Origin of the sequence: Amycolatopsis sp. NPDC057786 (assembly GCF_042797905.1) — a bacterium.
Lineage (GTDB): Bacteria > Actinomycetota > Actinomycetes > Mycobacteriales > Pseudonocardiaceae > Amycolatopsis.
In genome coordinates this window covers 1-24134 of record NZ_JBHVKW010000093.1, presented here as the reverse complement: position 1 = coordinate 24134, position 24134 = coordinate 1, and the positions used below count along the sequence as shown (strand labels likewise).

Annotated in this window: 22 protein-coding genes; 5 read left to right on the top strand and 17 right to left on the bottom strand. The window is 69.1% G+C overall.

Annotation, left to right across the window (positions count from 1 at the left end):
* Window positions 1–34: 34 nt before the first annotated feature.
* Both ACFVM3_RS33325 and ACFVM3_RS33320 read left to right on the top strand, forming a co-directional pair.
* Window positions 35–1120 carry an S-(hydroxymethyl)mycothiol dehydrogenase gene (locus ACFVM3_RS33325; RefSeq protein WP_378443885.1) on the top strand — a complete coding sequence of 362 codons (1086 nt, stop codon included), beginning with the start codon at window positions 35–37 and terminating at the stop codon, window positions 1118–1120.
* Entirely contained in the window at window positions 1117–1749 is a 633-nt protein-coding gene (locus ACFVM3_RS33320) for an MBL fold metallo-hydrolase (protein WP_378443884.1), read from the top strand. The genes ACFVM3_RS33325 and ACFVM3_RS33320 overlap by 4 nt, the downstream gene beginning before the upstream one ends.
* A 14-nt stretch (window positions 1750–1763) precedes the next feature.
* Here the strand turns inward: ACFVM3_RS33320 and ACFVM3_RS33315 are convergent, their stop codons facing one another.
* The 5 genes from ACFVM3_RS33315 to ACFVM3_RS33295 form a co-directional block, all read right to left on the bottom strand.
* The gene (locus tag ACFVM3_RS33315; protein ID WP_378443883.1) at window positions 1764–2231 is read right to left on the bottom strand and encodes a hypothetical protein; all 468 of its coding nucleotides are present in this window, start codon (window positions 2229–2231) and stop codon (window positions 1764–1766) included.
* A 29-nt stretch (window positions 2232–2260) separates the two neighbouring features.
* Entirely contained in the window at window positions 2261–3607 is a 1347-nt protein-coding gene (locus ACFVM3_RS33310; protein WP_378443882.1) for an MFS transporter, read from the bottom strand.
* A 316-nt stretch (window positions 3608–3923) separates the two neighbouring features.
* On the bottom strand, window positions 3924–4295 hold the full coding sequence (locus tag ACFVM3_RS33305; protein ID WP_378443881.1) for a hypothetical protein: 372 nt from the start codon (window positions 4293–4295) through the stop codon (window positions 3924–3926).
* 58 nt (window positions 4296–4353) lie between these two features.
* Window positions 4354–4740 carry a CPCC family cysteine-rich protein gene (locus tag ACFVM3_RS33300; RefSeq protein WP_378443894.1) on the bottom strand — a complete coding sequence of 129 codons (387 nt, stop codon included), beginning with the start codon at window positions 4738–4740 and terminating at the stop codon, window positions 4354–4356.
* Window positions 4741–5018: 278 nt separating this feature from the next.
* Window positions 5019–5534 (bottom strand): hypothetical protein, encoded by a 516-nt coding sequence (locus ACFVM3_RS33295; protein WP_378443880.1) that lies wholly within the window; start codon window positions 5532–5534, stop codon window positions 5019–5021.
* A gap of 64 nt (window positions 5535–5598) precedes the next feature.
* Here ACFVM3_RS33295 and ACFVM3_RS33290 point away from each other — a divergent pair, with 64 nt between their 5' ends.
* A complete protein-coding gene (locus tag ACFVM3_RS33290) occupies window positions 5599–6417 on the top strand; it encodes a hydrolase (protein ID WP_378443879.1) in 819 nt (272 codons plus the stop codon).
* A gap of 10 nt (window positions 6418–6427) precedes the next feature.
* Here ACFVM3_RS33290 and ACFVM3_RS33285 read toward each other — a convergent pair whose 3' ends face one another.
* The 11 genes from ACFVM3_RS33285 to ACFVM3_RS33235 all read right to left on the bottom strand — a co-directional run bounded on the left by ACFVM3_RS33285 (window position 6428) and on the right by ACFVM3_RS33235 (window position 17072).
* On the bottom strand, window positions 6428–7066 hold the full coding sequence (locus ACFVM3_RS33285) for a LysE family translocator (protein ID WP_378443878.1): 639 nt from the start codon (window positions 7064–7066) through the stop codon (window positions 6428–6430).
* Between the two features lie 57 nt (window positions 7067–7123).
* Complete coding sequence (locus ACFVM3_RS33280) at window positions 7124–8539, bottom strand: glycoside hydrolase family 3 protein (protein WP_378443877.1); 1416 nt, start codon at window positions 8537–8539, stop codon at window positions 7124–7126.
* Window positions 8532–9347, bottom strand: a complete 816-nt coding sequence (locus ACFVM3_RS33275) for a Cof-type HAD-IIB family hydrolase (protein WP_378443876.1) — start codon at window positions 9345–9347, stop codon at window positions 8532–8534. The genes ACFVM3_RS33280 and ACFVM3_RS33275 overlap by 8 nt, the downstream gene beginning before the upstream one ends.
* The gene (locus ACFVM3_RS33270; protein WP_378443875.1) at window positions 9344–11125 is read right to left on the bottom strand and encodes a glycosyltransferase; all 1782 of its coding nucleotides are present in this window, start codon (window positions 11123–11125) and stop codon (window positions 9344–9346) included. Before ACFVM3_RS33270 ends, ACFVM3_RS33275 begins: the two co-directional genes overlap by 4 nt.
* Window positions 11122–12174 (bottom strand): glycosyltransferase family 4 protein, encoded by a 1053-nt coding sequence (locus ACFVM3_RS33265; RefSeq protein ID WP_378443874.1) that lies wholly within the window; start codon window positions 12172–12174, stop codon window positions 11122–11124. Before ACFVM3_RS33265 ends, ACFVM3_RS33270 begins: the two co-directional genes overlap by 4 nt.
* Window positions 12171–12722 (bottom strand): deoxycytidine triphosphate deaminase, encoded by a 552-nt coding sequence (locus tag ACFVM3_RS33260; RefSeq protein WP_378443873.1) that lies wholly within the window; start codon window positions 12720–12722, stop codon window positions 12171–12173. Before ACFVM3_RS33260 ends, ACFVM3_RS33265 begins: the two co-directional genes overlap by 4 nt.
* Window positions 12692–13222 (bottom strand): dCTP deaminase, encoded by a 531-nt coding sequence (dcd, locus tag ACFVM3_RS33255; protein WP_378443872.1) that lies wholly within the window; start codon window positions 13220–13222, stop codon window positions 12692–12694. The genes ACFVM3_RS33260 and dcd overlap by 31 nt, the downstream gene beginning before the upstream one ends.
* Entirely contained in the window at window positions 13219–14187 is a 969-nt protein-coding gene (locus tag ACFVM3_RS33250; protein WP_378443871.1) for a diiron oxygenase, read from the bottom strand. The genes dcd and ACFVM3_RS33250 overlap by 4 nt, the downstream gene beginning before the upstream one ends.
* Window positions 14184–15224, bottom strand: a complete 1041-nt coding sequence (locus tag ACFVM3_RS33245; protein ID WP_378443870.1) for a polysaccharide deacetylase family protein — start codon at window positions 15222–15224, stop codon at window positions 14184–14186. The genes ACFVM3_RS33250 and ACFVM3_RS33245 overlap by 4 nt, the downstream gene beginning before the upstream one ends.
* Window positions 15225–15252: 28 nt before the next feature.
* Window positions 15253–16458 (bottom strand): MFS transporter, encoded by a 1206-nt coding sequence (locus ACFVM3_RS33240; RefSeq protein ID WP_378443869.1) that lies wholly within the window; start codon window positions 16456–16458, stop codon window positions 15253–15255.
* Between the two features lie 170 nt (window positions 16459–16628).
* Entirely contained in the window at window positions 16629–17072 is a 444-nt protein-coding gene (locus ACFVM3_RS33235) for an HIT family protein (RefSeq protein ID WP_378443868.1), read from the bottom strand.
* Between the two features lie 232 nt (window positions 17073–17304).
* Between ACFVM3_RS33235 and ACFVM3_RS33230 the strand changes: the two genes are divergently transcribed.
* Window positions 17305–18603, top strand: coding sequence for a phytase (locus ACFVM3_RS33230; RefSeq protein WP_378443867.1), 1299 nt, complete (start codon window positions 17305–17307; stop codon window positions 18601–18603).
* An 82-nt stretch (window positions 18604–18685) separates the two neighbouring features.
* Here ACFVM3_RS33230 and ACFVM3_RS33225 read toward each other — a convergent pair whose 3' ends face one another.
* The gene (locus ACFVM3_RS33225) at window positions 18686–21226 is read right to left on the bottom strand and encodes an ATP-binding protein (RefSeq protein ID WP_378443866.1); all 2541 of its coding nucleotides are present in this window, start codon (window positions 21224–21226) and stop codon (window positions 18686–18688) included.
* Window positions 21227–21556: 330 nt separating this feature from the next.
* On the opposite strand from ACFVM3_RS33225, the gene ACFVM3_RS33220 reads away from it, so the two are divergent.
* Entirely contained in the window at window positions 21557–24043 is a 2487-nt protein-coding gene (locus ACFVM3_RS33220) for a tetratricopeptide repeat protein (RefSeq protein WP_378443865.1), read from the top strand.
* The last annotated feature ends 91 nt before the right edge of the window (window positions 24044–24134 follow it).

Sequence of the window (24134 nt, the reverse complement as noted above, 5' to 3'; positions counted from 1 at the left end):
ATGCCTGTGTCGTCGACGGTGGAGGAAACAGGGAATGCCACAGCAGGTGCGCGGAGTGATCGCCCGGTCCAGGAACGCTCCGGTGGAGCTGACGGACATCGTGATCCCGGACCCGGGCCCCGGCGAGGTCGTCGTGTCGATCGCGGCCTGCGGGGTCTGCCACACCGACCTGACCTACCGTGACGGCGGTATCAACGACGAGTTCCCGTTCCTGCTCGGTCACGAGGCCGCGGGGACCGTGGAAAGTGTCGGCGACGGTGTGGATTCGGTGCGGCCAGGGGATTTCGTCGTCCTCAACTGGCGTGCGGTGTGCGGGCAGTGCCGGGCCTGTAAACGCGGACGTCCGCAGTACTGCTTCGACACCTTCAACGCGACACAGAAGATGACGCTGACCGACGGCACCGAGCTGACCCCGGCACTGGGCATCGGCGCCTTCGCGGACAAGACGCTCGTCCACGCCGGACAGTGCACCAAGATCGATCCCGCCGCGGACCCGGCCGTCGCGGGCCTGCTCGGCTGCGGCGTGATGGCCGGCCTGGGCGCGGCGGTCAACACCGGCGCCGTCGGCCGCGGGGATTCGGTCGCGGTCATCGGCTGCGGGGGAGTCGGCGACGCCGCCATCGCCGGGGCCCGGCTGGCGGGTGCGGGCACGATCATCGCGGTCGACCGCGACGAGCGGAAGCTCGTCTGGGCCCGCGAACTCGGCGCGACCCACACCGTCAACGCCTCCGGCACCGACACGGTCGCCGCGATCCAGGAACTGACCGGCGGTTTCGGCGCCGACGTCGTCATCGACGCGGTCGGCCGCCCGGAGACGTGGAAAGCGGCCTTCTACGCCCGTGACCTGGCGGGCACGGTGGTCCTGGTCGGCGTTCCGACGCCGGACATGCGCCTGGAGATGCCGCTGATCGACTTCTTCTCCCGCGGCGGCGCGCTGAAGTCGTCCTGGTACGGCGATTGCCTGCCGGAGCGGGACTTCCCGATGCTGATCGACCTGTATCTGCAGGGCCGGTTGCCGCTGGAGCGGTTCGTGACCGAGCGGATCCCGCTCGACGGCGTCGAAAAGGCCTTCGACGCCATGCACGCCGGCGAGGTGCTGCGTTCGGTGGTGGTCCTGTGAGCGGGCACCTGAGGATCGAACGCGTCGTCACCGCCGGGGTGTTCGAACTCGACGGCGGGAAGTGGGACGTCGACAACAACGTGTGGCTCGTCGGGGACGACGACGAGGTCGTGATCGTGGACGCCGCGCACGACGAGAAGACCATCACCGAGGCCGTGGGCGGCCGGAACGTCGTCGCCGTCGTCTGCACCCACGGGCACAACGATCACGTCACCGTCGCGCCGCAGCTGGGTGAGAACCTGGACGCCCCGGTGATCCTGCATCCGGGGGATCGGGAGCTGTGGGAGATGACCCACCCCGGCCGCCGTTTCCGGCAGACGGAGGACGGTGAGCGGATCGCCGTCGCCGGCACGGAACTCGAGATCATCCATACGCCAGGACATTCGCCCGGGTCGGTATGCCTGCATCTTCCCGAGGCCAAAGCGCTCTTCTCCGGGGACACGCTCTTCGCGGGCGGCCCCGGCGCGACAGGGCGTTCGTTCTCCGACTTCCCGACGATCATTTCCTCGATCAGGGAACGGCTTTTCGCGTTGCCGGAGGAAACCAAGGTCCACACTGGACACGGCGACCCCACGACCATCGGCACCGAAGCGCCGCATCTGGCCGAATGGATCGCTCGCGGCCACTGAGCCGGCCGTGGCCATCAGAGCGGTGGCCGGTACTTCCGGGTGAACCGGACGCCGTTGAAGGTGTGGGTGCAGCACGGGCAGGCGGGTTCCAGGTCGTCGGCGCCCAGTCCGGGGTCGACGGCCCGCAACCGGTTGTCGTCGTCCACGTAGAGGCCGCTGTAGTAACTGGCCTGCCCGATCCGCACGTAGTCGCGTCGTTCGTGCGGCTGCCGGGCGACCAGCCAATGGATCGGGTCGGGGGAGTCGAGCCGGGCGACGGCCTCGTCGCGCACGTCGTCCCAGTCCTCGCCGATCTTGCCGAGCAGGAACCGGAACAACGGCGTGTAGTCCAGGCCCCGGCGTTCCCGCCCGCCCATGGACCCGCGCGTCAGGTCGGAGTCGCGTTCGGATTTCGTGGTGCGCCGGTGCCGGTAGTCCCCGCCGTGGGCGTGGTGGACGGACCTGGCACGGGTGTTCACGCGACGGTACAGCGGTTCCTTCACCACACCAGCCTTCCACAGGATGCTCGTCGTCACCCGCCGTCGGAATTCAGGTCGCTGCCCCGGGTTTCGGCGCTGAGAAGCAGCGCGACGATGGTGACGGCGATCGTGCCGACGAGGTACAGCACGACCGCCGTGGGGCCCTGTTTTTCGGCCAGCCACACGGCGATGAGGGGCGCGGGCGCGCCGGCGATGATCGAGGATCCCTGGAACACCAGGGAAGCACCGGCGAAACGGCGGCGGGTCGGGAAGAGTTCGGCGATCCACGCGGCTTCCGGCCCTGCCAGCAGTCCGTGCAGTGCCGCGCCGACGCCGATGCCGAGATAGAGCAGAGGCAGATTGTCGGCCTGGACGACGGCGAAGAAGACCGGTGCCCACACCGCGAGCCCTGCCGCCGGGACCAGCATCGCGGTACGCCGCCCGACGCGATCCGACCAGTGGCCGCCGGCCAGCATCCCCGCGAACTGCAGCAGCGACCCGACGGCCACGGCGAGGAGGACGTCGGACTTGTCGTAGCCGAAGGTCTTCGTGGCATAGGCGACCACGAAGACGGTGTAGACGTAGAAGGCCACGTTCTCGCCCAGCCGCACGCCGAGACCGCGGAGGACGGGGCCGGGGTGGGCGAGTGTCTCGAGGATGCTCGACCGCTCCCGGACGGCGTCCGCGGCTGCCGTGGCCCGCGCCTGCGCCTCCTGGAACACCGGCGACTCGTCGATACGCCGCCGGATCCAGAAGCCGATGACCAGAAGCGGGATCGCGAACAGGAAACCGACGCGCCACCCCCACTGGTCGAAGGCGTTTTCGGGGAGTACCAAGGCGATCCCGCCGACCACGGCGGTGGCCAGCACCGCGCCGAGAGGTGCTCCCGCCTGCGGCCACGCGGACCAGAAGCCCCGCCGTTTCGGGCTTCCGTACTCGCTGACCATCAGCACCGCCGCGCCGAACTCGCCGCCGAGCGCGAACCCCTGGATCAGCCTCAGCACGACGAGCGAGATCGTCGCCCCGATGCCGACCTGGGAGTAGGTGGGGAGCAGCCCGATCGCGGAGGTCGACAGCCCGAGCAGCAGGAAAGTGGTCACCAGCATGGGTTTGCGCCCGAGGCGATCGCCGAGATGCCCGAAGACGATGCCGCCGATCGGGCGTGCGACGAAGCCGAGCCCCTGTGTCGCCAGCGCGAGCAGCAACTGGGCGAACCCGTCGCCGCCGGGGAAGAACAGCGGCCCGAGCACGGTGGCCGCCAGGATTCCGTAGAGCGCGAAGTCGTACCACTCGAGCACCGCGCCGGCCGTACTGCCTGCCAGCACCCGTCTGAACGCCGACCGGCTGACGCTGTCGGACCTCGAACCGGCCGTTTCGTGCGAGGCGGGCACGTTCGTCACTTTCGCTCCTCGTCGAGTCGGCCGATCAGACATGGTGTCCGATATCCGGACACCGATGGCACGCTATTCGGACGGTAGGAAGATAGACCGCGGTGGCGGATCGCGCAAACAAGTGCGGCCGGTCCGGCTCTTCCGTGACCGTCAGGGTCTGGAGCGGTCGGCTTCACGCGCGCGGGGAGCCACGCTCGACAGTGGTACCGCGAGGGACTCCCTCAGGTGCGGGACGCTGACTACCGTGGAGCGATAGACGTAACAGGTCGTTGATCAGGTCCTGAACGGACCGATGGCATGCCGCCGGCCGAACGTTGCCGTGCGACTACTCGTTGCCGAGTGGTTTGAGGACGCCCGTGAGGTTGTCTTCGTCGTCGTGGAGTCCGATCAGTACCTCGGTCATGAAACTGACGCCTGGCTTGCGGACGATGACGCCGTCGGAGCACCAGAAATAGCTGCCGCTCCCGCACTCTCCGGTCTGCGCCCAACGCTCCATGAGCCGTTCCAACTCGGCGACGGTGAACATCGTCGCGCTCCACCGTGAGCCATCGGGCAAACGCACCTCGACGTCGACGTTCGCCACCTGCTCGGGATCTTCGCCGTCGCCGATGATGTAGCCGACATCGAATGACGTCGTACGGATGCGGTAGCACGTCCCGTCGAAACCGTGGGAGAGCACCATCGTCGGGTTGACCACGATGACGCATGCTACGGGGACAAGGTGTTCACGTATCGCAGGGCGCCCGGCCGGTGGGTCAGGTGGGTTCGCCGGGCGGCGTGTGAGGTTGCCTTACGCCACCGTTTGCGAGGTATCGGGATCGTGCGGCGTCGAGACTGAGCAGCCCGTTCGGCCCGCCGCGGACGGTGGTGCTGTCATGGTCGTCCTGCCCGTCATCTTCCCAGCCGCATTCTTCGCAGATTTCATATCCGCCTCTCTCGCTGAGGGTTGTGTGGCCGCAGCAGGGACAGGTGTATGGCCCGCCGATGGCTGAGGCGAAGACATTCCTTTGTCTCGTGTAGGTCTGGAACCACGCCGTTCGTCGGCCGATCGACTCCTCGTCCGGTAGAGACGGATCATCGCCAGGCCGGAGCGACTTGCCGGTCTCTTCAGGTCGATCGTCGGACACGAGACAAGGATGCATCTTCGTGGCCCTCATGACGAGTTGTTCGGCCGCGAAGTACATCGCGATGTCGCTTTCGGTCTTCTCGGCGTTGTACTGAGATGGTTGTGGCGGTCAGGGCACTGTGCTCCAGCTCATCGGGGCACGTCGTCCGGCATGGGTTCGAGGCTTGGCATTGGCCGATGCTCACGCTCAAGGGCGATCACTACTGGTCGAACTACCCAGGGCTCGCTGCTCTTCCTACCGAGTACGGAGCCCTTGACCGACCAGGGCCGCGTACGGTCGCAGCGCGCTGCCCATCACCGTCTGTCAGGGTCAGCCGGCTCGCTGATCCGCGGATCAGCGAGCAACACCACTCGGTCGAGCACCGGATCGAATCCGAGGACCGGGTCGGCCTGGCTGCCCCCTTCCGAGGTCATGAGCACGGGTTTGCCCAGTTTTCGTCCGATGTCGCCAAGGAGTTCACAGGGGGTGTCGACGCCATCCTGCCCCTGCAACTCCCGCAGATCGATGTCGAAGTCGATCTCTTCGGCCGACAGGGGACGGAAGATCGCGAGCATCCCCGGAACCGGCCAGACCTTCAGCTCCACCAATTCGGCGTCGTGCGGGCGGGCGAGCACGTCGGTGGCCATGGGCAGCGACGGTTCGGTGTCTCCTTGGACGACGAACTCCCACTCCCACCCACGCGCCTCGACCAGATCGAACACAGCCTGCCAGTCCTCCGCCGAGGCATCCCGGACGAACACGTCCGGAAGCGCCCCCATCAGATCGGCGTCGAAGAAGTTCTTGACCTCATCCCAATGAAGATCCGGCACCTGGCCATGATGCCTGTCCGGCTGCCTTGACCTCGAGTCGGCTGGAGGTTCCATGCTGGGGCGTATGACGATCTGGATCTGTGGAACCTGCGGCGTCGAGCATCCCGACACCGCCGAACCTCCGGCCGGGGTCTGCCGGATCTGCGCGGACGAGCGGCAGTACGTCCGCGCCTCCGGGCAGTGTTGGACCACAGTGGACGAACTCGCCGCGAGTCCGCATAAGCTGGTGCACGAACAACCGGAGCCGAACATCCACCGCCTGCACCGGGAACCGGAGTTCGCGATCGGCCAGTGGACGTATCTGGTCCAGACCGATCAGGGCAATCTCCTGTGGGATCCGCCCAACGCGCTCGACCGGCCGCTGCTCGACAAGATCGCCGAACTCGGCGGGGCGGCCGCGATCGTGGCGAGCCATCCGCATATGTACGGCTCGCAGGTGAGTCTGAGCCATCAGCTCGGGAACGTTCCGGTCCTGGTGCATTCCGCCGACCGGCGATGGGTGCGCCGGGAGGATCCCGTGATCCGGGAGTGGCGGGGTGTCGAGCGGATCCTTCCCGGGGTCACGCTTGTCGAGGCGGGCGGGCACTTTCCGGGTGCCGCGGTCGCCCACGTCGCCACGGACGGCGGCTCGCTGCTGGCCGGTGACACCATCGTGCCGGTCGCCGCCGCGGGCTGGGTGAGCTTCATGCGCAGCTATCCCAACGCGATCCCGCTCTCGGCCGGTCTGGTCCGGCGGATCGCGGAGCGGGTCGCGCCCTACGAGTTCGAGCGGCTCTATGGCCTCACGGGAGGAACTGTGCGAACCGGCGCGAGAGAGGCCGTTCTGCGATCCGCCGAGCGATACGCCGCCTGGGCCAGTGGCGCGAACGACCACCTCGGCTGAACGGGATGGGCTACTCCTTGCGGCCGCTGACGGCCAAGCCGACGCCGAGCCCCACCATGGTGAGACCGGCCGCTCCGCCGACCAGGTCCAAGCGCCGCGCCGAACGGGCGAACCATGATCGGACCGCCCCCGCGGCCACGCCCCAGACGGAGTCCATCGCCAGGGCCATCACGGCGAACACCGCACCCAATACCACCATCTGAAGGCCGGCGTGCCCGGCCGTAGGTTCGACGAACTGGGGCAGGATCGCCGCGAAGAACACCACCGACTTGGGATTGGTGACGCCGACGATGAATCCCTGCACCAGGGTGCGTCCGCCGCTGATCGGCGCCGCTCGCGCGTCGAAGGCCTCCCGTAGTGCCCGGCGGTGCCGGATCGCCTGGACACCGAGGTAGACGAGGTAAGCGGCGCCGGCGAACTTGATCACGGTGTAGATCACGGCGGAGGTCTGGATGATGGCGCCGACGCCGATGGCGACGGCCGTGGCGGCGGTGAAGCTGCCGGCCGCACCGCCGATCACGGTCATCAGCGCGGTCCGCCTGCCGTAGGCGAGGGCGCGGCTGATCGCGAACAGCACGGCGGGGCCAGGGATGAGGATCAGCACGAACGACGCGAGCGCGAAAGCGGCCAGACGATCAGGCGATGGCATGCGGCCAGGCTAAACCGATCGCCGTCGGCGACGACAGTGCCGAAGGAAACTTAGGCTTCACGGCCACTGGGCGGTGAGCTGTTCCACCGCCGCCTCGATGTTGACCGCAGCGGCACCGTAGGTCCGGATACTGGCTTTGACCTGCGGAGTCACGTCATCCGGCATACCGATGGCGACCACGATCGCGTCGGGCCGGGCGGCCAGGGCCTCGGCCAGCCGGGCCGCTTGCCAAGGGGTTCGGTAAGCGTCCCTGACCACCAGCACCACGGGGCCGGTCGACGGCAGGACCACCGGGTCGTCTTCGGCGGCGAGCACCGTCGAACGGGCCGCGCCGAGTTCGGTCAGCCGATCGGCGAGGCTCCAGCGCGCTTCACCCAGCGCGTTGCCCCCGGCGCGTAGTTCGACCACGAAGGCGGGAGCGGTCAACGCGACCGGCCCGTCGACGCGCAGAGCACGCCGCGCTGCTTCGAGGCCGAGAGAGCGAGGAGCGGCGAGCGCGCGCAGAGCTGACACCCGCGCGGCCGCGGTTTCCAGTGTTTCCAGCGAAAGTGTGCCGGCACGGACGGCTTCGGAGACCGACGCGCGGATGACCTCGCAGAGCTCCTCACTCTCGGTCGGGCCGAGCAGCAGCAGATCCGACCCCGCCCGCAGGGCACGCACGGCCACCGCGCCGATGTCCTGGTTGCCTTGGCCAGCCTCGATGGCGATCGCGCTGGACAGCAACACGCCTTCGTAGCCCAGCTCTTCGCGGACCAGGTCGTGCAGCAGACGACGGCTCAGCGTCGCCGGGTTGTCCGGGTCCAGTGCGGGATAGAGCACGTGGGCGGTCATCATCGCGTGGACGCCCGACTTGATCGCCGACACGAAGGGAGCCAGCTCACGCTCACGGAAGGTCGTGGCCGGAATGTCCACAACGGGCAGTGCGTGGTGCGGGTCGGTCACCGTCGCGCCGTGGCCGGGAAAGTGCTTGGCGCAGACGGACACACCACCGTCCTGCATGGACTCGATGAACGCCGCGCCGTGTGCGGCGACCAGCTCCGGCCGGGCGCCGAAAGACCGGACGCCGATGATCGGGTTGTCCGGATCACTGTTGACGTCGATCGACGGGGCCAGGTCGAGGTTGACCCCGCAGGCCTTCAGATCCGCCGCGATGGCCGCGGCGACTTCGGCGGTCAACGCCACGTCGTCGATCTCGCCGAGCGCCAGGTTGCCCGGATACGCGCTGCCGGTTTCGTAGTCGAGGCGGGTGACGTCACCCCCTTCCTCGTCGAGCGCGATCAGCGCGTCGGGCGCCGTCCGGCGCAGCGCGCGGGTGTGCCGGACGATCGCCTGCCTGCCACCGTCCAGATTGGCCGGGAACAGGGTGACCCCGGCGAGCCCGTCGTCGAGCGCCGAGTGCACCCACGCCGGCGGTTCGGCACCGGTGTACCCGGCGAGCAGGCAGGCGTTGACGAGCCGGTCCAACTCATTCACCGACAACGGAATTCTCCTTCGCGTAGAGCTGTTCGAGTACGACGGCGACGCCGTCTTCGCTGTTGCTGCCGATCACGTGGTCCACCAGTGCGAGCACGTCGGGGTGCGCGTTGGCCACCCCGTACGCCGTACCCGCCCAGGACAGCATCGGCAGGTCGTTGGGCATGTCACCGAACGCGATGACGTCCGAGGCCGCCACCCCGCTCCGCGCGGCCAGCCGGGCCAGCGCGGCCGCCTTGTTCACGCCGACCGCGATCGCTTCGACCAGGCGTGAGCCGTTGGAGTGGTACGCGGAGACGAGCCCGTCCAAAGCCGGTTTTGCCAGCGCCAGGAGTTCGTCGGCGGACAGCGAGGAGTGCCTGCCGAGCAGCTTCGGCGCGGGCAGGCTCAGCAGCGTCGCGTCGTCGGCGCGTTCGATCGTGGCGCCGCGGTCCCACTCCCACGGCTCGTAGACCGAATCCGCGACCAACCGGTCGGCGTGCTCCACGGCGATGCCGATGCCGGGGACCGCCGCACGCAGCCTGGTGACCGCTTCGGCCAGATCCGGTGTCGTGATGGCGTATTCCTCGACGACCGTCCTGGTGTGCATGTCGTACAGGTAGGCGCCGTTCGAGCAGATCGCGAGGCCGCGGTCGCCGAATCTCCCGGCGATCTCGGCCACCAGCCGCGGCGGGCGGCCGGTGGCGACCACGAATTCGGCGCCCGCTTCTTCGACGAGCGCGAACGCCGACACCGTGCGGTCGGAGATCGTGCCGTCCGGGCGCACCACCGTGCCGTCGAGATCCGTCGCCACCAACAAGGGCGTCATGACATCAATCCTTCGTCCGAGAACAATCCGGTCCAGGCGTCCCGGCTGGTCAGCCGCGGCAGTGCCGCGCGGTACTGCCCGCGGACGGCGGCGCCGTCGCGAATGAACCGGGTGAGGACCCGCGCGCCCTGGTACGCCAGGCGCGCCAGGCGTTGCCGGTCGTACGTGCGGACTCGGACGCCTCGCTGCGACGCGTCGGTCACCACCGCCGTGCGCAGCGCGCCGACACGCCACCAGTCGGCCTCCGAAACCGGCACGGAGCCCAGGGCGAGCCGGTGCACGCCGAGCAACGGCCCGAGTGCCAGCCGGTCGAAGACACTCGGTTCACTGATCGCGATGTCGTTCGACGCGAATCCCGGCACGGCCGTCGGTGGATGCGCGACGGTCTCCGGATAACGGGAACGCAGCTCGCGGATCCGTGCCAGCGCCGCGACTCCGCCGTCGCGCAGGATGTCCGGACCGTCGAGAAAGTCCGACACCGCTTGGATCAGCGTCGCCGCGGCGCCGTACCGCATGCCCAGCAGAGAGGGGATCAGCTCGGCGAGCAGGGTTCCGGCGATCTTCAGCACCGGGAAGTCGCCGTGCAACGCCGAGATGATCGTGTAGTTGCGCAGGATGAAGTACCGGTTGAGCTCGTCGCGGTCCTTCCACGGGAAGTCGGTGTGCCACAGGCCCGCGCCCGGCAGCGTCACCGTCGGGAACCCGTGTTCCCTTGCCCGGTAGGAGTACTCGGCGTCGTCACCCTGGAAGAACAGGGGGAGCGGATAGCCGGCCTCCTTGACCACTTCGTGCGGGATCAGGCAGGCCCACCAGCCGTTGTAGCCCGCGTCGACGCGGAGTTCCTGTCGGTACGGCCTGCCGGTGGCCGGATCCGTGGCCAGCAGGTCGGCCGCGTGCAGGCTGTGCCGGATCGGCATCCCCGGCCGGATGCCGTCGAGGTCGGTGTACTCGGCCGCCGCGTGCAACCGCGTGGGGTGGAGCAGGTTCAGCATCTGGCCGCCGAGGATCAGCGGTTCCGCCGTGGACGCCGAAAACGCCGTCATCCGGACGAGCAGGTCGGGTTCCAGCACGATGTCGTCGTCCATGAACAGCACGTTCACGTTCTCGCCGTCGACCTCGTACAGGCCGCGTGTGAAGCCGCCCGCGCCACCCAGGTTCGGCTGCCGCAGGTACCGCAGCTTGCCCGGCGGCAGGACGCCATCGGCCAGCACGGGGTCGGTGCCCTGATCGACGACGTACACGGCGTGCACCGTGGCCGAGGCCAGGTCGTCGTCGGCGATCGCGGTCAGCGTGGCGAGGCAGTCTGCCGGGCGGTTCATCGTGCAGATGGTCACCACCGTCGGCCGTGACCGCTCCGCCGCCGGAACCGTCCAGCGCACGTCGCGGACGACAAGTCGTTGGCCCGGCTCGGTTTCCCAGTCCAGCCACAACGCGCCACCGTCGACGAACCGGTCGAGCGGAGCGGCCAGCGAGATCGGTTCACCGTCGACGATCCGCGCCGCCACCACGCGCGACTCGCCCTCGAAGTCCGACGCCAGCAGGGAAACCGTGCCGGCACCGTCGGCCTCCAGTGCGACCTCGACAGCGCCGACCGTCGTCCAGCGTTGCCAGTAACTCGCCGGGAACCGGCCGAAGTACGTGTTGCCGGAGACCTTCGACGCCGGCTCCACCGTGAGTGTTGTCCGCTCGCGGCGGGCACTGCCCGAGACGATCTGCGCGTAGAGATCCTTGCTGATCACCGGATCGGGTCCCGAGAACAGCCCGCGCTGCGCGATCACCGGCGTACCTCGGCGGTCACGGCCGCCAGCTCGGCCGCGGTCCTCGACAGCGGGAACCGGGCCGCGTTGCGCAGCCCGGCCGCACGCAGGTCCGTCAACGCGCGGCCGTCCTCGGCCAGCAGCCGGATGGTGTCCGCGAGCGTGGACCGGGTGAACCGCATCGCCGAGTCACCCAGGACCTCGGCCAGCCCCGGCACCGGCTGATACGCCACCGGCAATCCGCAGGCCTGTGCTTCGACCGCGACGAGCCCGAACGCCTCCAACGTCGTCGACGGCATCACGAGCAGTTCGTGCCGCGCGAAGGCCTGCCACAACGCGGGCCGGTCGAACCACCCGAGGTACTCGACTGGGGTCGTGTCCACCGGGAGCGCGGCGAACTCGTGCTCGGGCGCCGCGACGCACAACGTCACGCCGGGCAGCCCGGTCAGATCCGTGATCAGCTCGGCCGCCCCCTTCTCCGCGGTCAGCCGCCCGGCGTACAGCACCCGGAACCCGTCCCGCGGCTCAGGCCGCGGTGGCGGCGAATGCAGCAACCGATCGGGGATTCCCCATGGCACGTGGACGATCCGCTTCGGTTCGACCGGCGTGACCGCACGCAGGAGGTCGGCCATCGCCGAGGTCGGCACGACGACCGCGCCTGCCGCCGCCGCGGCCTCGCGCAGTACCTCACGCTGGGTGGGATGCCCGGCCGCGAAGAGCAGATCGGTGCCGTGCACGAGCGCGATCCGCGGATGGTCGGGGAACGCGCGAAGCAACGCGGGGGTGGCGCCGAAACTCAAGTGCTGCCAATGCACCGCGTCGAAATCGGCCGGATCGAACCGATGCCGGATCGCCGTCGCGAGCTCGTCCACATAGGACCAGAATCCCGGCCCGTCGAGCTGCTTCCCCGGCACGTCGAGCAGTTCCGGCCCGCCTGAGCCCGCGTCGGAGCCGAGCATGAAGACACCGGCCTCGATCGGTGCTTTCGGGGCGAGGTAGAGGTCCTTGAGGAGCTCGACGCTCCCGCCGGGGCTGCCCGGCGGGAGGTCGATCCCGGTCAGCGTCTTCACGACAGTTCCTCGTACAGCCGGGAAATGTCGATACCGGCCGTACTCGTGTACTTCACGCCGACGTGCTGATAGCTCGCCGTCGATCCGTGCGCGACCAGGAAGATGATCTTGCCGAAGGTCATCAGCGGATAGACCCGGACCGGCCTGGCCACCCTGATCTCCAGCGTCCAGTTGATCGCGTGGCCGACATGGCCGAGCGGCGCCGAGACATGGACCCAGATGCCGAGCCCGCCGATCGTGTGGTCGCCGTTGATCATCTGCGCGTAGCGCTCGGAACGGGTCCGCTCGTGGGTGACACCCAGGTACAGCCGCCCCGGTTCGAGCACCATGCCCTCGGACGGGATGACGAGCTCGGTGAACGGCGTCGACCTCGCCGCGTCCAGTTCCGTGTCGAAGACGCGGATCTTCTCGCCGAGGCGCCAGTCGTACGCGTTGGGCGACAACCGGTCCGGCTCGAACGGGTCGATCACGATGTCCCCGCTCTCCAGCGCCTTCTCGATCGCCTTGCGGGTGAGGATCACGAGGTGACCGCCATCCTGTCGCGCCAATAGCGGGATTCCTGCGGGCCGACCGCCGACTGGTATTTCCCCGCGTAGAGATCGATCTCACCGGAGGACACGAAGAACATGATCTGGCCGATCTTCATGCCGTGGTAGACGCGCAACGGCTGGACGGGGGAGAGCATGAGCGTCCACTGGCCGTGGAAACCGATGTCCCCGATCGGGGCGGTGATCTCGACGAACAGCCCGAGCCTGCCGACCGACGACCGGCCGAACAACAGCGGCACGTAGATGTCCGAGCCGATGCGCTCCTCGGTGTGCCCGAGATAGAGCTGGTCGGGCCGGAGCACGTACCCGTCCTCGGGCAGCTGGATCGTCTCGGTCGGGTTCGGCCGGTAGGCGTCGACGACCTTGTCCCGATAGGACATCAGCGTGCCGCCGAGCGTGACGTTGTAGCTGTTCGGGTTGACCTGGTCCGGGCTGAACGGGGAGATCGCGATCCGGCCGTCGGACACCGACTCGGTGATCTCCGGCCCGGTCAGGATCATTTCACCCCGCCCTTGGCCGTCACGAAGCGGTACTTCACCTTGTCTTCGATCCCGAGGTCCCGAAGCAGCCGTCGCACGGTGGCGAAGTCGTTCATCATGACCTCGCCGTCCTCCTTGGCCCGGCAGTCGGCGATGATCTCGTCGACGTGCTCGATCCCGGCGAACCGGAGCACCTGCGGCCACAGCTCGTAGTCCTCGGCGCCGAACGCGGTGATCGCCTCGGGGAGGTAGTGGACGAAGAACTCCTGCCGCTCCGGCTCCAGTTTCGGGTAGATCTCCTTCATCAGCTCGGCCAGCACGGGACCGTGTGCCGCTTCGTCGCGAGCGTGCAGCCGGGCGATGAGCGCGTGCATCGGCTGGATGGACTTGTCGCCGGCAAGCAGGTCGAGGAAGGCGTTGATGCTCACCTCGCCGACGACCGTCCACATGAGATAGAGCAGGTCACGCTGCCACTGCTCGTCCATGCTCTCCGCGAGGGCGTAGAGCCTGCGGTTCGTCACCGGCTCCACAAAGGATTCCTCGAGGCTGATCTCGCGCGCCTCGCGGGTGCGCTGCATCGCCATCATGTGCATGTAGGTGTGCCATACCTCGTCGATATGGGACTGCTGGACGACTTCCTTGACCTCGTAGCGGTCGACGCCGGGGAAGACGCCGTGCGCGAGCTTCTCGAAGGTCGGGTTCGCAACGTGTTCCTCGGCGGCGATGACGCGCTCGTTGTAGGCGATCCACGCCAGCGTGTTGACGAGCAGCCGCTGCTCCTCCGACGCTTCGAGGAACCGCGGATGCTCCGAGAACGGCATGAGGTGCAGCGGGTAGTCCAGCAGGCTGGGATCGTAGTCACCGGGGTCGACCACTCCGGCCATATCGGTGCGGATGGTCGCGCGTTTGGGCCAGGCCGCCGCCAGCCTGCGCAGCATGCTCGGTCCGACGTGGGTCTCCGCAAGCTCGATGGGATGCATCGTCATCTCTCTCCTGTCGCGAAGTTCGGGGTCACCAGGTCTTCGACGCGGACGAACTCGAGTCCGCGGGCAAGCAGTCCTTCGATCACCGACGGCAAGGCGGTGACGGTCTGGGAACGGTCGCCGCCACCGTCGTGCATCAGCACGATCGAGCCGGGAATCGTGTGCCGCAGCACGGTTCCCGCGATCACGTCCGGGCCGGGCATCGCCCAGTCCTCGGTGTCGACGTCCCACAGCGCGAGCCGCGCGCCGAGGTCCGTCAGCGAACGGAGCACCGCGGGAGTCCTTGATCCATAAGGCGGGCGGAAGAACGCGGGCGCGGCGCCGAAGGCATCCGCGATCACGTCGCCGGTGCGGTTGAGCTGGTCGGCGAGTTCGGCCGGCGAGAGATCCGGCAGATAGGGATGGGACCACGTGTGGTTGCCGACGCCATGGCCCTGTTCCGCCATCCGCCGCAGATCTTCGCCGCGCGCGCCCGCGTTCAGCCCGACACAGAAGAAGGTGGCACAGACGCCGTAAGACTCGAGAATATCGAGAATCCGCCCGGTGTAAGGAGGATGTGGGCCGTCGTCGAACGTGAGCGCGATCTTCCCGTGCGTCCGGTCACCGTGTTCCAGTGAGCGCCCGGCCGCCGTCATCGCGGCCAGGGCTTCGTCACTGGCGGCCATCGCCGCGTGATGTTCGTCCAGCCGCCCGGTGAGCGAACCCGACTCGATCTCCAGGCGCACCACGGAAGCGGGATCTCGCCAGGCCGCGCGCGCCAGCTCGACGGCGGGCACCGAGCCGAAGCCCGGCCTCGGCGGCAGGATGGCCGGGTCGGCGCGGTACATGTCCAGTCCGGCGGCCATGAAACCGCCGTCGAGCATGCCGTTGGTGCTGTCGACGACCGCGGTCACGGGGCCGCCGAGGCCCTTCAGATAGGAGGAGATCTCCTTGCTCCGGTCCGCGGCGAACCGCACGGCAGGCCGGTCACCGTGCCCGTTCCCGTCGAGGACCGCGATCTCGAAACCCGCGTCGGTCCAGCCGATTCCGGCGTACAGCATCGATTTACCCCCATGGTGCGCGTGTCACTCAATCCAGTCGTGCGGTGGTGAGCCGCCCGGCGGTCGCCCGCCGGACGACGATCGGTCCGGCGATGGCGATCACCGCCGCGAGCAGGCCGGGTACCACCATGGCGGTGCCCAGCGAGGTGGCGTCGGCGAGCGGGCCGATGACCGCGGGCCCGCCGAGCTGTCCGGCGTAGGCCATGGTGGTCACCCAGGAAAGCGCGCGCCCGACGTTCGCGCCACCCGCGCCGACGGCGCTGAAGATCGCCGGTACGACGGTCGCCAGACCGGCCGCCACGACCACCCAGCCGACCAGGCCGAAGGCGAGCCGTCCCCCGGGAAGAAGTGGCGCGACGAGAACGAGCGCGTACCCCAGCACGGCGACCGATCCGGCGTACCGCATCCAGCTCGCCGGGTTCACCTTCGATCGGAGCCGATCGGCGGCGAGCCGGGAGACGGTCAGCGCGGCGGCGAACGCCGTGTACGCGAACGACGCCGTCGCCGGGTCCGCGCCGAGCATTCCTTGTGCGTGCAGGGAAGCCCAGCTGTAACCGGCGCCTTCGCTGACGAAACCGGCCAGCGCGACGACGCCGAGCAGCATGATGGTGCTCGGCGGCAGCCCGCCGGAAGAGGCGACCGGGTCGCCGGCCACCTCGTGCCGTGCTTCGCCGGTCAGCAAATGCCTGCCGGGCAAGAGGAACAGCATTGCCGCGACCACTCCGGCGCCGGCCATGAGTGCCGCGCCACCCACGTCGAGATGCAAGCCGACGGTGATCGTGAGGCCGCCGGCCACTCCACCCAGGCTCCACACCCCGTGGAACGTCGACATGATCGAGCGTCCGTAGCGGGTTTCCACCTCGACGGCGTGGCCGTTCATCGCGACGTCCAGTGAACCGAGCGCACCGCCGAGCACGAAGGCGGCGGCCAGCAGTACCGGGAAACCGGGAGCCAGGGCGGGACCGAGCAGTGTGAGCGCCGCGACGGGCGCGATCACCCGTAACACCGCACGGCTCGACCAGGCGTCGGCCAGCCGCCCGGCCACCGGCATGCAGGCCATCGAGCCGAGCGCGGTTGTCAGCAGCACCAGCCCGATCCGGCCCTCGCCGAGGTGGAGCCGGGCGTTGATCGACGGCAGTGACGCGCTCCAGACGGCGCAGACCAGCCCGCAGAGCCCGAAGACGCCCATCACGGCCATTCTGGCGCGACGAACGGCGGGCTCGGGACGCGTCACAGCGGCGGACCTCCTTCCCTGCTCGCGGGCATGACAAAGGAGGAGTCCTTCACTGTCCATATAGGACAAAGACGTGAACTGTCCCCCAGTTCGACCGGTTCCGCGACGGCGCGGCCGATTATAGTAAAGAAACTTTCCTAATTAAGGATGCAGGCCGGATGGCCCCGCTGTCAAGGGACATCTCGGGGTTCGAGCGGCGTCGCGAGCCGGGCGCGCATGGCCGCCAGTTCGTCGTCACCTTTCACCGAGGCGACCCAAGGTCTGGTCAGATGATCACCCGCCGCTCTGGGCACCAGGTGGACGTGAAGGTGGAAAACGTCCTGCCAGCCCGCGGATCGGTTGGCCTGGAACAAGGTCAGTCCGTCCGGTCGCAGCACCTCGCGGATCCGGGCGGCCATCGTGTGCGCGGTCCGCATGACGGCGGCCGCGTCCTCCGCGGAGATCTCCCAGAGGTCCGCGGCGTGGGCCCGGGGTATCACCAGGGTGTGGCCCGGCATCACGGCGGTATGGTCGAGGAACGCTGTCGTCCGCTCGTCTTCGAACAGCACGCGCCCGGCGCCCTCTCGGCCCGCCGCGATCTCGCAGAACACGCAAGCGGTGTCGGTTTCGTCCATGCCGCCGACTGTAGAGCGAGATGGCTGGCGGCGTTGATCGTCCACAATGGATTATCGCGTGTACCTGACCGGGTGTCCGGGTCGATGAGGGCTCGTTCCGAGATGATCGCGTGGCGAGCAAGGCAATGGTGTTCATGTTCTCGTCACCTGGGCGTGCCGTTACTTCCGGGTAACTTGTCACGCGGCGGCTTCATAGTGGGCTGTCCGATTCGCTTAAGGAAGGAACACCTTGATGGCTCAGGCCTCCAGAGCCCGCGTCACCGCCGGCGGTCTGGCGCTCGTCGCGGCGCTTGCCACGGTTTCGGCCCCTTCGGCCGTCGCGGCCGATGATCTGCCGACCGTGAAGCCGGCGACCGAAACCCCTGCCGTGTACGACGACGAAGCAGGCGGCAACGCGGACGCCGACGACCCGGCGATCTGGCGTAACCCGGCGGCTCCGGATCGCAGCCTCGTCGTCGCCACGGTCAAGGAGGGCGGCCTGCGCGTCTACGACCTCGACGGCCGCGAAGTGCAGTCGATACCGGCGCCGAAGGCATCCGGCCAGGACGATGCGCCCGGCCGGTTCAACAACGTCGACCTCGTGCACCGGATGAAGATCGGCTCCGGCGTCAGCGACCTGGCCGTCACCAGTGACCGCGGCCGTGACCGGCTGCGGATCTACCGAATCGACGGCGGCAAGGCCGCCGCCCCGCTCACCGACGTCACCGATCCCGCCGCGCCGGCGATCTTCTCCTCGTCGCAGGAGGAGATCAACGACCAGCGCACCGCTTACGGCCTCGCCACGTGGACCGATCCCACCAGCGGCCGCTCGTTCGCGGTGGTCAGCCAGCGGGAACGCACCGCGCTCAGCCTGCTGGAGCTGACGGCGGGCGCCGGAGGCACGGTCTCCTACCGCAAGGTGCGCACGCTCTCGTTGCCGTCCGAGTTCCGGCTGCCGAACGGCAAATCGTGGACCCCGTGCGGTGAGCCGGGCGAACTGCCCCAGGTCGAAGGCATGGTCGTCGATCCCGCGAACGGCACTCTCTATGCCGGGCAGGAGGATGTGGGTATCTGGCGGCTGGACGCCGACCTCGAAGGCACGCCGAAGCTGATCGACAAGGTCCGCGAGTACGGCATCCCCGGAACCTATGACGAGGCGACCGAAGAGTGCGTACCCGGAACCGACCCGGGCTACGGCGGCACGCGCCTGTCGGCCGACGTCGAAGGCCTTACCTTGCTCAAGGAGAAGGACGGCGACGGCTATCTGCTCGCCTCCAGCCAGGGGGACAACAGCTTCGCCGCCTATGACCGCGAACTCGGTGACGACAACGAGTACGAAGGCGGCTTCCGCGTGACCGCCGCGTCCGCGACCCTCGACGGCACCGAGGAAAGCGACGGCGCCGCCGTCCTCAACGAGCCGCTCGGAAGCAAGTACCCGAACGGCCTGCTCGTCGTCCAGGACGGTGACGACAAGCCGGGGGAGCCGGACCGCGACGCCACGAACTTCAAGTTCGTCGACCTCAAGCGCGTACTCGACGCCCTCGACGACTGACCGGACTCGCCCGGGCGGCGAGACCGCCACTCCGGCGGGACGCCCGCGGCTTCGATGCCACCGCCATAGCCGGTACCGATGGTCATGGCGGTGGCGAAGCGGCCAGGTCCGGCATGAGCCGCTCGCGGACCTCGACGGCTTCCGGCACCCCCATCTCGGTGTACGCCGCATGCGCGGCCTGCCAGTGTTTTCGCGCGGCGGCCGGATCACCGGCGGCGAACAGCGCGTCGCCGAGTCCACTTTGGGCTCTGGCCAGTTCGTAGCGGCTGTCCGCCGCGGTCGCCGACTCGATCGACCGCCGCAGGCACCGCACGGCGTCGTCCGCCCGCCCGGCGGCGAGCAGGGTCGCGGCCATGTCGTTGTGCGCCGCCAGCACTCCTTCCCTGCTGCCGATCTCCTTGGCCAGATCGATGGCCTGCCGGTGATGCGCCAGCGCCTCGTCGAACCGGCCTGCCGCGACGAGCAGGACACCGAGATGGTTGAGGACCTTGCCTTCGTCGGCCCGGTTGTGCGTCTGCCTCGCCACGGCGAGCGCCTGTTCGTAACAGGCCCCCGCGTCGGTTTCCTTTCCCATGCGCCAGAACGTGGTGCCGAGACCGTCGAGCGTCCGGCATTCGCAGAGATGGTCACCGCTCGCCCTGGTCACGTCGAGAGCCTGCGACAGATAATCGACGGCGGCGGGATGATTCCCCAGCCGCATCTCGGCGAGGCCGATATTGCACAACTGCCGTGCCCGGAACGATTCGTTGTTCCTCGCGACGGCGAATTCCATGGCCTGCCGGAAACAGGGCAACGCGGCGCGATAGTCACCGAGACTGGTCAGCAACAGGCCCACGTTCCCGGACAGGTTGACGACGTAATCGGATTCACCGGCGGCGGAGAACTCCTTGATCGCGTCCTCCAGGACGACGAGTGCCTCGGCGGTGTTCCCCCGCTGCCACTGGGTCATGGCCAGCCCGTTCAGAACGTGCCCTCGGGTGACACCGGACGCGACCCGGACGGCGTTGCCGAACAGGGCGAGTGCGTCACTCACGTGAACGCGGGCCTCGAAATAGCTCGTCATCACACACGCGAGCCGCGTCACGTGCTCGTCACGTCCCTCGCTCAGCGCCCACCCGGACGCGACGACGAGGTTGACCCGTTCGGCGTCCAGCCATGCCATCGCCTCGTCCGGCCCGTCGAACCCGAGGGCCCGCACCGCGGGGGTGGGCAGGTCCTCCCACCGCTCCGCCTCATGCGGGAAACAGGTGACGAGCGCGGCACGGGCGGTGGCCAGCTGGAAGTCGAGCAGCCGGACCGCCGCGGTCCGGCGCACCCGGGCCTGGACGTTCTCCCGGACGCGTTTCTCGGCGAAGACCCGCACCAGGTCGTGCAGTTCGAACCGGGACGCGCGGGCGGTGACCATATTGGCCGCCACGAGATCGGCGAGTTGCCGTCGGACCACGGCGACCTCGACGCCTGCCAGTGCCGCGGCCGCGTGGTCGTCGACATCGCGTCCCGGATAAGCGGCGAGCAGGCCGAGCAACACCCGGTCCGGCTCGGCCAGCTCGTCATACGACGTGCGCAACGCGACTTCGACCCCGTCGTCGAGTCGCAGCATGGTCCGCAGATCGGCGAGGCGGTCCCGGTGATCCGCCATCGTCCACTCGTCCGAGGCGGCCAACCGGCGGGCCACCAGCGCGAGGGCCAGCGGTAGCCGTCCGACCAGCTCGACGATGTCGGCCGCTTCGCCCTGCTCCGCGTCGACGCGTTCGTCGCCGATTCCGTCGCGGAGCAACTCGACCGACTCTTCCGGCGTGAACACGTCGAGCGTCACGTGCCGGGCCGAGTCCAGCCCGGCGAGACGGCGCCTGCTGGTGACCAGCACCAGGCAGGTCGGCAGGGCGGGCAGCAACGGCAGCACCTGATCGACCGACGCCGCGTTGTCCAGCAGGATCAGCGCGCGACGTCCGTCCAGCAGCCGCCGGAAAAGCGCGCTCCGGTCGGCGAGGGTGAGGCAGCCGATCTCACTACCGGACGCCCCGAGCCTGCGCAGAAAGCCTTCGAGCACCGCGGCCGGGTCGGCGGCGGGCCGATCCGCGTCGAAGCCGCGGAGATTGACCACCAGCCGCACTTCGGCGAACCGGCCCCGCTCGGCCAGCAGCCGCGCGACCTCGCTGGCGAACCGGGTCTTGCCGACCCCGGCCATGCCGGAGATCGCCCACACGCCGGCGTCGTCCTGCCCGGCCTCCAGCACTTGGCGCACCTGCTCCTGCCTGCCGACGAACCTGCCGCCCCCGGCTGGCAGGTGGTCTGCCACGCTGATCACGGCCGCCTCGGTGGCGTGCCCGGTGATCACCCGGTGCGCCTGCCGCCATTCCGCCGCGACGTCCATGCCGAGCAGCACGGCCGCGATGTCGACGACCAGTTCGACGTCCAGCCGCTTGCGTCCCGGCAGCAGGCAGCGGTACACGGTGTTGTAGGCGGGGAGGTCGACCGACCCCCGGGCCGTGCGCAAGCGCCGCACCCGCCGGTGCAGTTCGCGGTGGGTCAATCCCGCCCAGGCCAGCGCCTGTCTCAGCCGCTGGGAGAGCTCGTCGTACGACCGAGCGCCGACCGGGCTCGGCGGCTGTTCCTCCGTCACGGGAACCCCCTGGACACGTGAAACCGATCCGCCCGGCGGTGACTCCCGGACCGAATGCTGACCGACCTTAGACGAGATCCGGCGACCGGTGGGCCGAATGGGCTCTTGCCCTGCCCAGTACATGAAGGCCCCCTTCCTGTACCTAGGCGCAAGGATGGGGTCCTTCATGTACTCGGCACCGGCGATGTCACGTGATCGAACGGACGACACGGGTGATCCGGCGGACGACACGCGTGACTGGATGGCCGACACGACCGTGGCGGGCGGAGTACCGGCGATTTCTCCTGTTCGGGCCTTTTCGATCGGCCGAACGGACTACTCTTTTCGATCATGGATCCCGACGGGACACCGGAGCCGGTGGGCGCCGGTTCGTTCGACGAGCTGGCGGCCCGGCTGAACTCGCTGCGCGGCGGGCATGGCGTGTCCTACCGGGAGCTGCACCGGCGAGTCGTGCGGGGGCGGCGGACGGCGGGGAACCCGGATCTGCCGGTGTTCAACACGGTCTACCGCTGCCTCCAGCCGGGCAGACGGCGGATGGACGCGGATCTCGTCGCGGACATCGTGCGTGCGCTCACCGCCGACGAGGCGGTGGTGGCCCGGTGGCGGCAGGTGTGCCAGGTGATCGCGGGGCTCACCGCCGACTCGTCGTGGGTGACCGTGTCGGGTGAGCTGCCCGCCGACAGCACGGAGTTCGTCGGCAGGCACGCCGAGCTGGCCGCGATCACCGGAGACGGCGAGCGGCGGTCGCCGGTGGTGGTGATCGACGGGATGGCAGGCGTCGGCAAGACCAGTCTGGCCGTCCGTGCCGCGCATCGGCTGGCAAACCGGGACGGCGTCGCGGTCCGGTTGTGGGCGGACCTGCGTGGCTACGACGCCGACCGCGCACCCGCCGACCCGCTCGCGGTGCTGGACGAGTTCCTCCGGCGGCTCGGGGTGCCGGGCGGGGAGATCCACCGCCTCGGCCCCGCGGGCAGACGGACGACCTACCGGCAGCTGCTCGCGGACCGGCGTCCGGTCGTGGTGCTGGACAACGCGGCGGACGCCGACCAGGTGCGCCCGCTGCTGCCGGATTCGCCGGGCGGCACCGTGCTGATCACCAGCAGACGGCGCCTGACCGGCTTGCCCGATGCGCGGATCGTGCACCTGGAAGCGTTCCGGGGGACCGAGTCACTCGACATGTTGCGCAGGCTGGTCGGCGCGGCCGAGATCGCCGAGGACACCGAGGCCGCCACGACGATCGCCGAGCTGGTCGGTCATCTGCCGCTCGCGTTGACGGTGGTGGCGGGCCGGATCCGGAACCGGCGCGACTGGACGTTGCGCGACCACGCCGCCCGGCTCGCGGAACGCCGGAGCAGCCTGCGGGTCGAGGACGAGCTGGAGAACGCCATCGGCCTGTCCTACGCCGACCTGCCCGCCGAGTCCGCGCGGCTGCTGCGGCTGCTCGCGATCCATCCCGGCCGCGACGTCGACACGCGCGCGGCCGCCGCGCTCGCGGGGGTGGATCCGCGCACGGCGGAAGCACTTCTGGGTGAACTGGTCGACGGCAGCCTGGTGCAGCGGCGCGTCCGGGACCGGTTCGGCCTGCACGACGTGGTCCGGCTTTACGCGGCGGGGCTGGCGCGGGACGTGGACGCCGCCTCCGCACGGCAGGCCGCGCTCGCCCGGTTGTTCGGCTACTACCGGCACGGCGCTTGCCGCGCCATGGATCACTACGCCCCGCACGAACGCGACCGCAGGCCCGAAGTGTCCACTTCGGACGTTCCGCCGCCGGACTTCGGCGACGTCGCGGCGGCGACGGAGTGGCTGGACGCCGAGCGGCACAACCTGGTGGGCATCACCGCGCTGGCCGACGAGCAGGGCAGACGCGAGGACGCCGCCACGATGTCGCCGATCCTGAACCGGTACCTGTACAACGGGCTGCACTTCGCCGACGCGGAGATCGTGCACGGCATCGCGGTCCGCGCCGCCGACCCGCTGGTCCAGGCGAGTGCGCGGATGAGCCTCGGTGCGGTCTATCTGCGGTCCAACCGCTACCAGGAGAGCATCGACCAGTTCAAGCAGGCGCTCACGCGATACGACGAGGGCGGTGATCGGGCCAGCTGGGCGCGGGCACTGAACAATCTCGGCAACGCGTTCGACCGGCTCAGCGACTTCGCGGCGGCCGAGGACTGTTACCGGCGGGCGTTGCTCGTGCACCGGGCGACCGGCAACCGCACCAGCGAGAGCCGCGCGCTGGGCAACCTCGGGAACAGCGCGATGCGCGTCGGCGACTGGGACAAGGCGGCTTCGTACCTGGACGAGGCACTGGCGATCATGCTGGAGGTCGAGGACCGGGTCGGGGAATGCCTGACCTACGGCAACCTCGGCACGGTGCGCGAGCAGCAGGGGCACTTCGCCGAGGCACTCGACCATTACCGGCGGGCGCTCGTCACCGCACGCGAGTTCGGCTACCCGTTCCCGGAGACCGAGGCGTTGCTCCACATCGGCGTGCTGCTCGCGCGGCTGGGTGAGCACGACGACGCGCTGGCGCACCTGACCGAGGCGCTGGACCTCGCGCGCCGGAACAGCTTGGGCGAGTTCGAGATCAAGGCGCTCAACGGCATCGGCATCGCTCTCGGCGATCTGGGTGACGCCGCGGGTTCGATCGCCAGGCACCGGGAAGCGCTTGCGGTCGCCGAGAAACTGGGCGACCGCTACGAGCAGGCACGCGCGCACAAGGGGATCGAGCACGGCGCGGCCGTCACCGGCGACATGGGCGTGGCCGACGATCACGGGCGGAAGGCGCGGGCACTGCTCACGGAGATCGGCCTGCGCTAGCTTGAGTTTTAACGTCTGTTCGGCCGGGTGGCACCCTGGTTGATCATGGGTGAAGCCCTTGGTTGATCATTCCTCTTGCGACAGAGGGAAA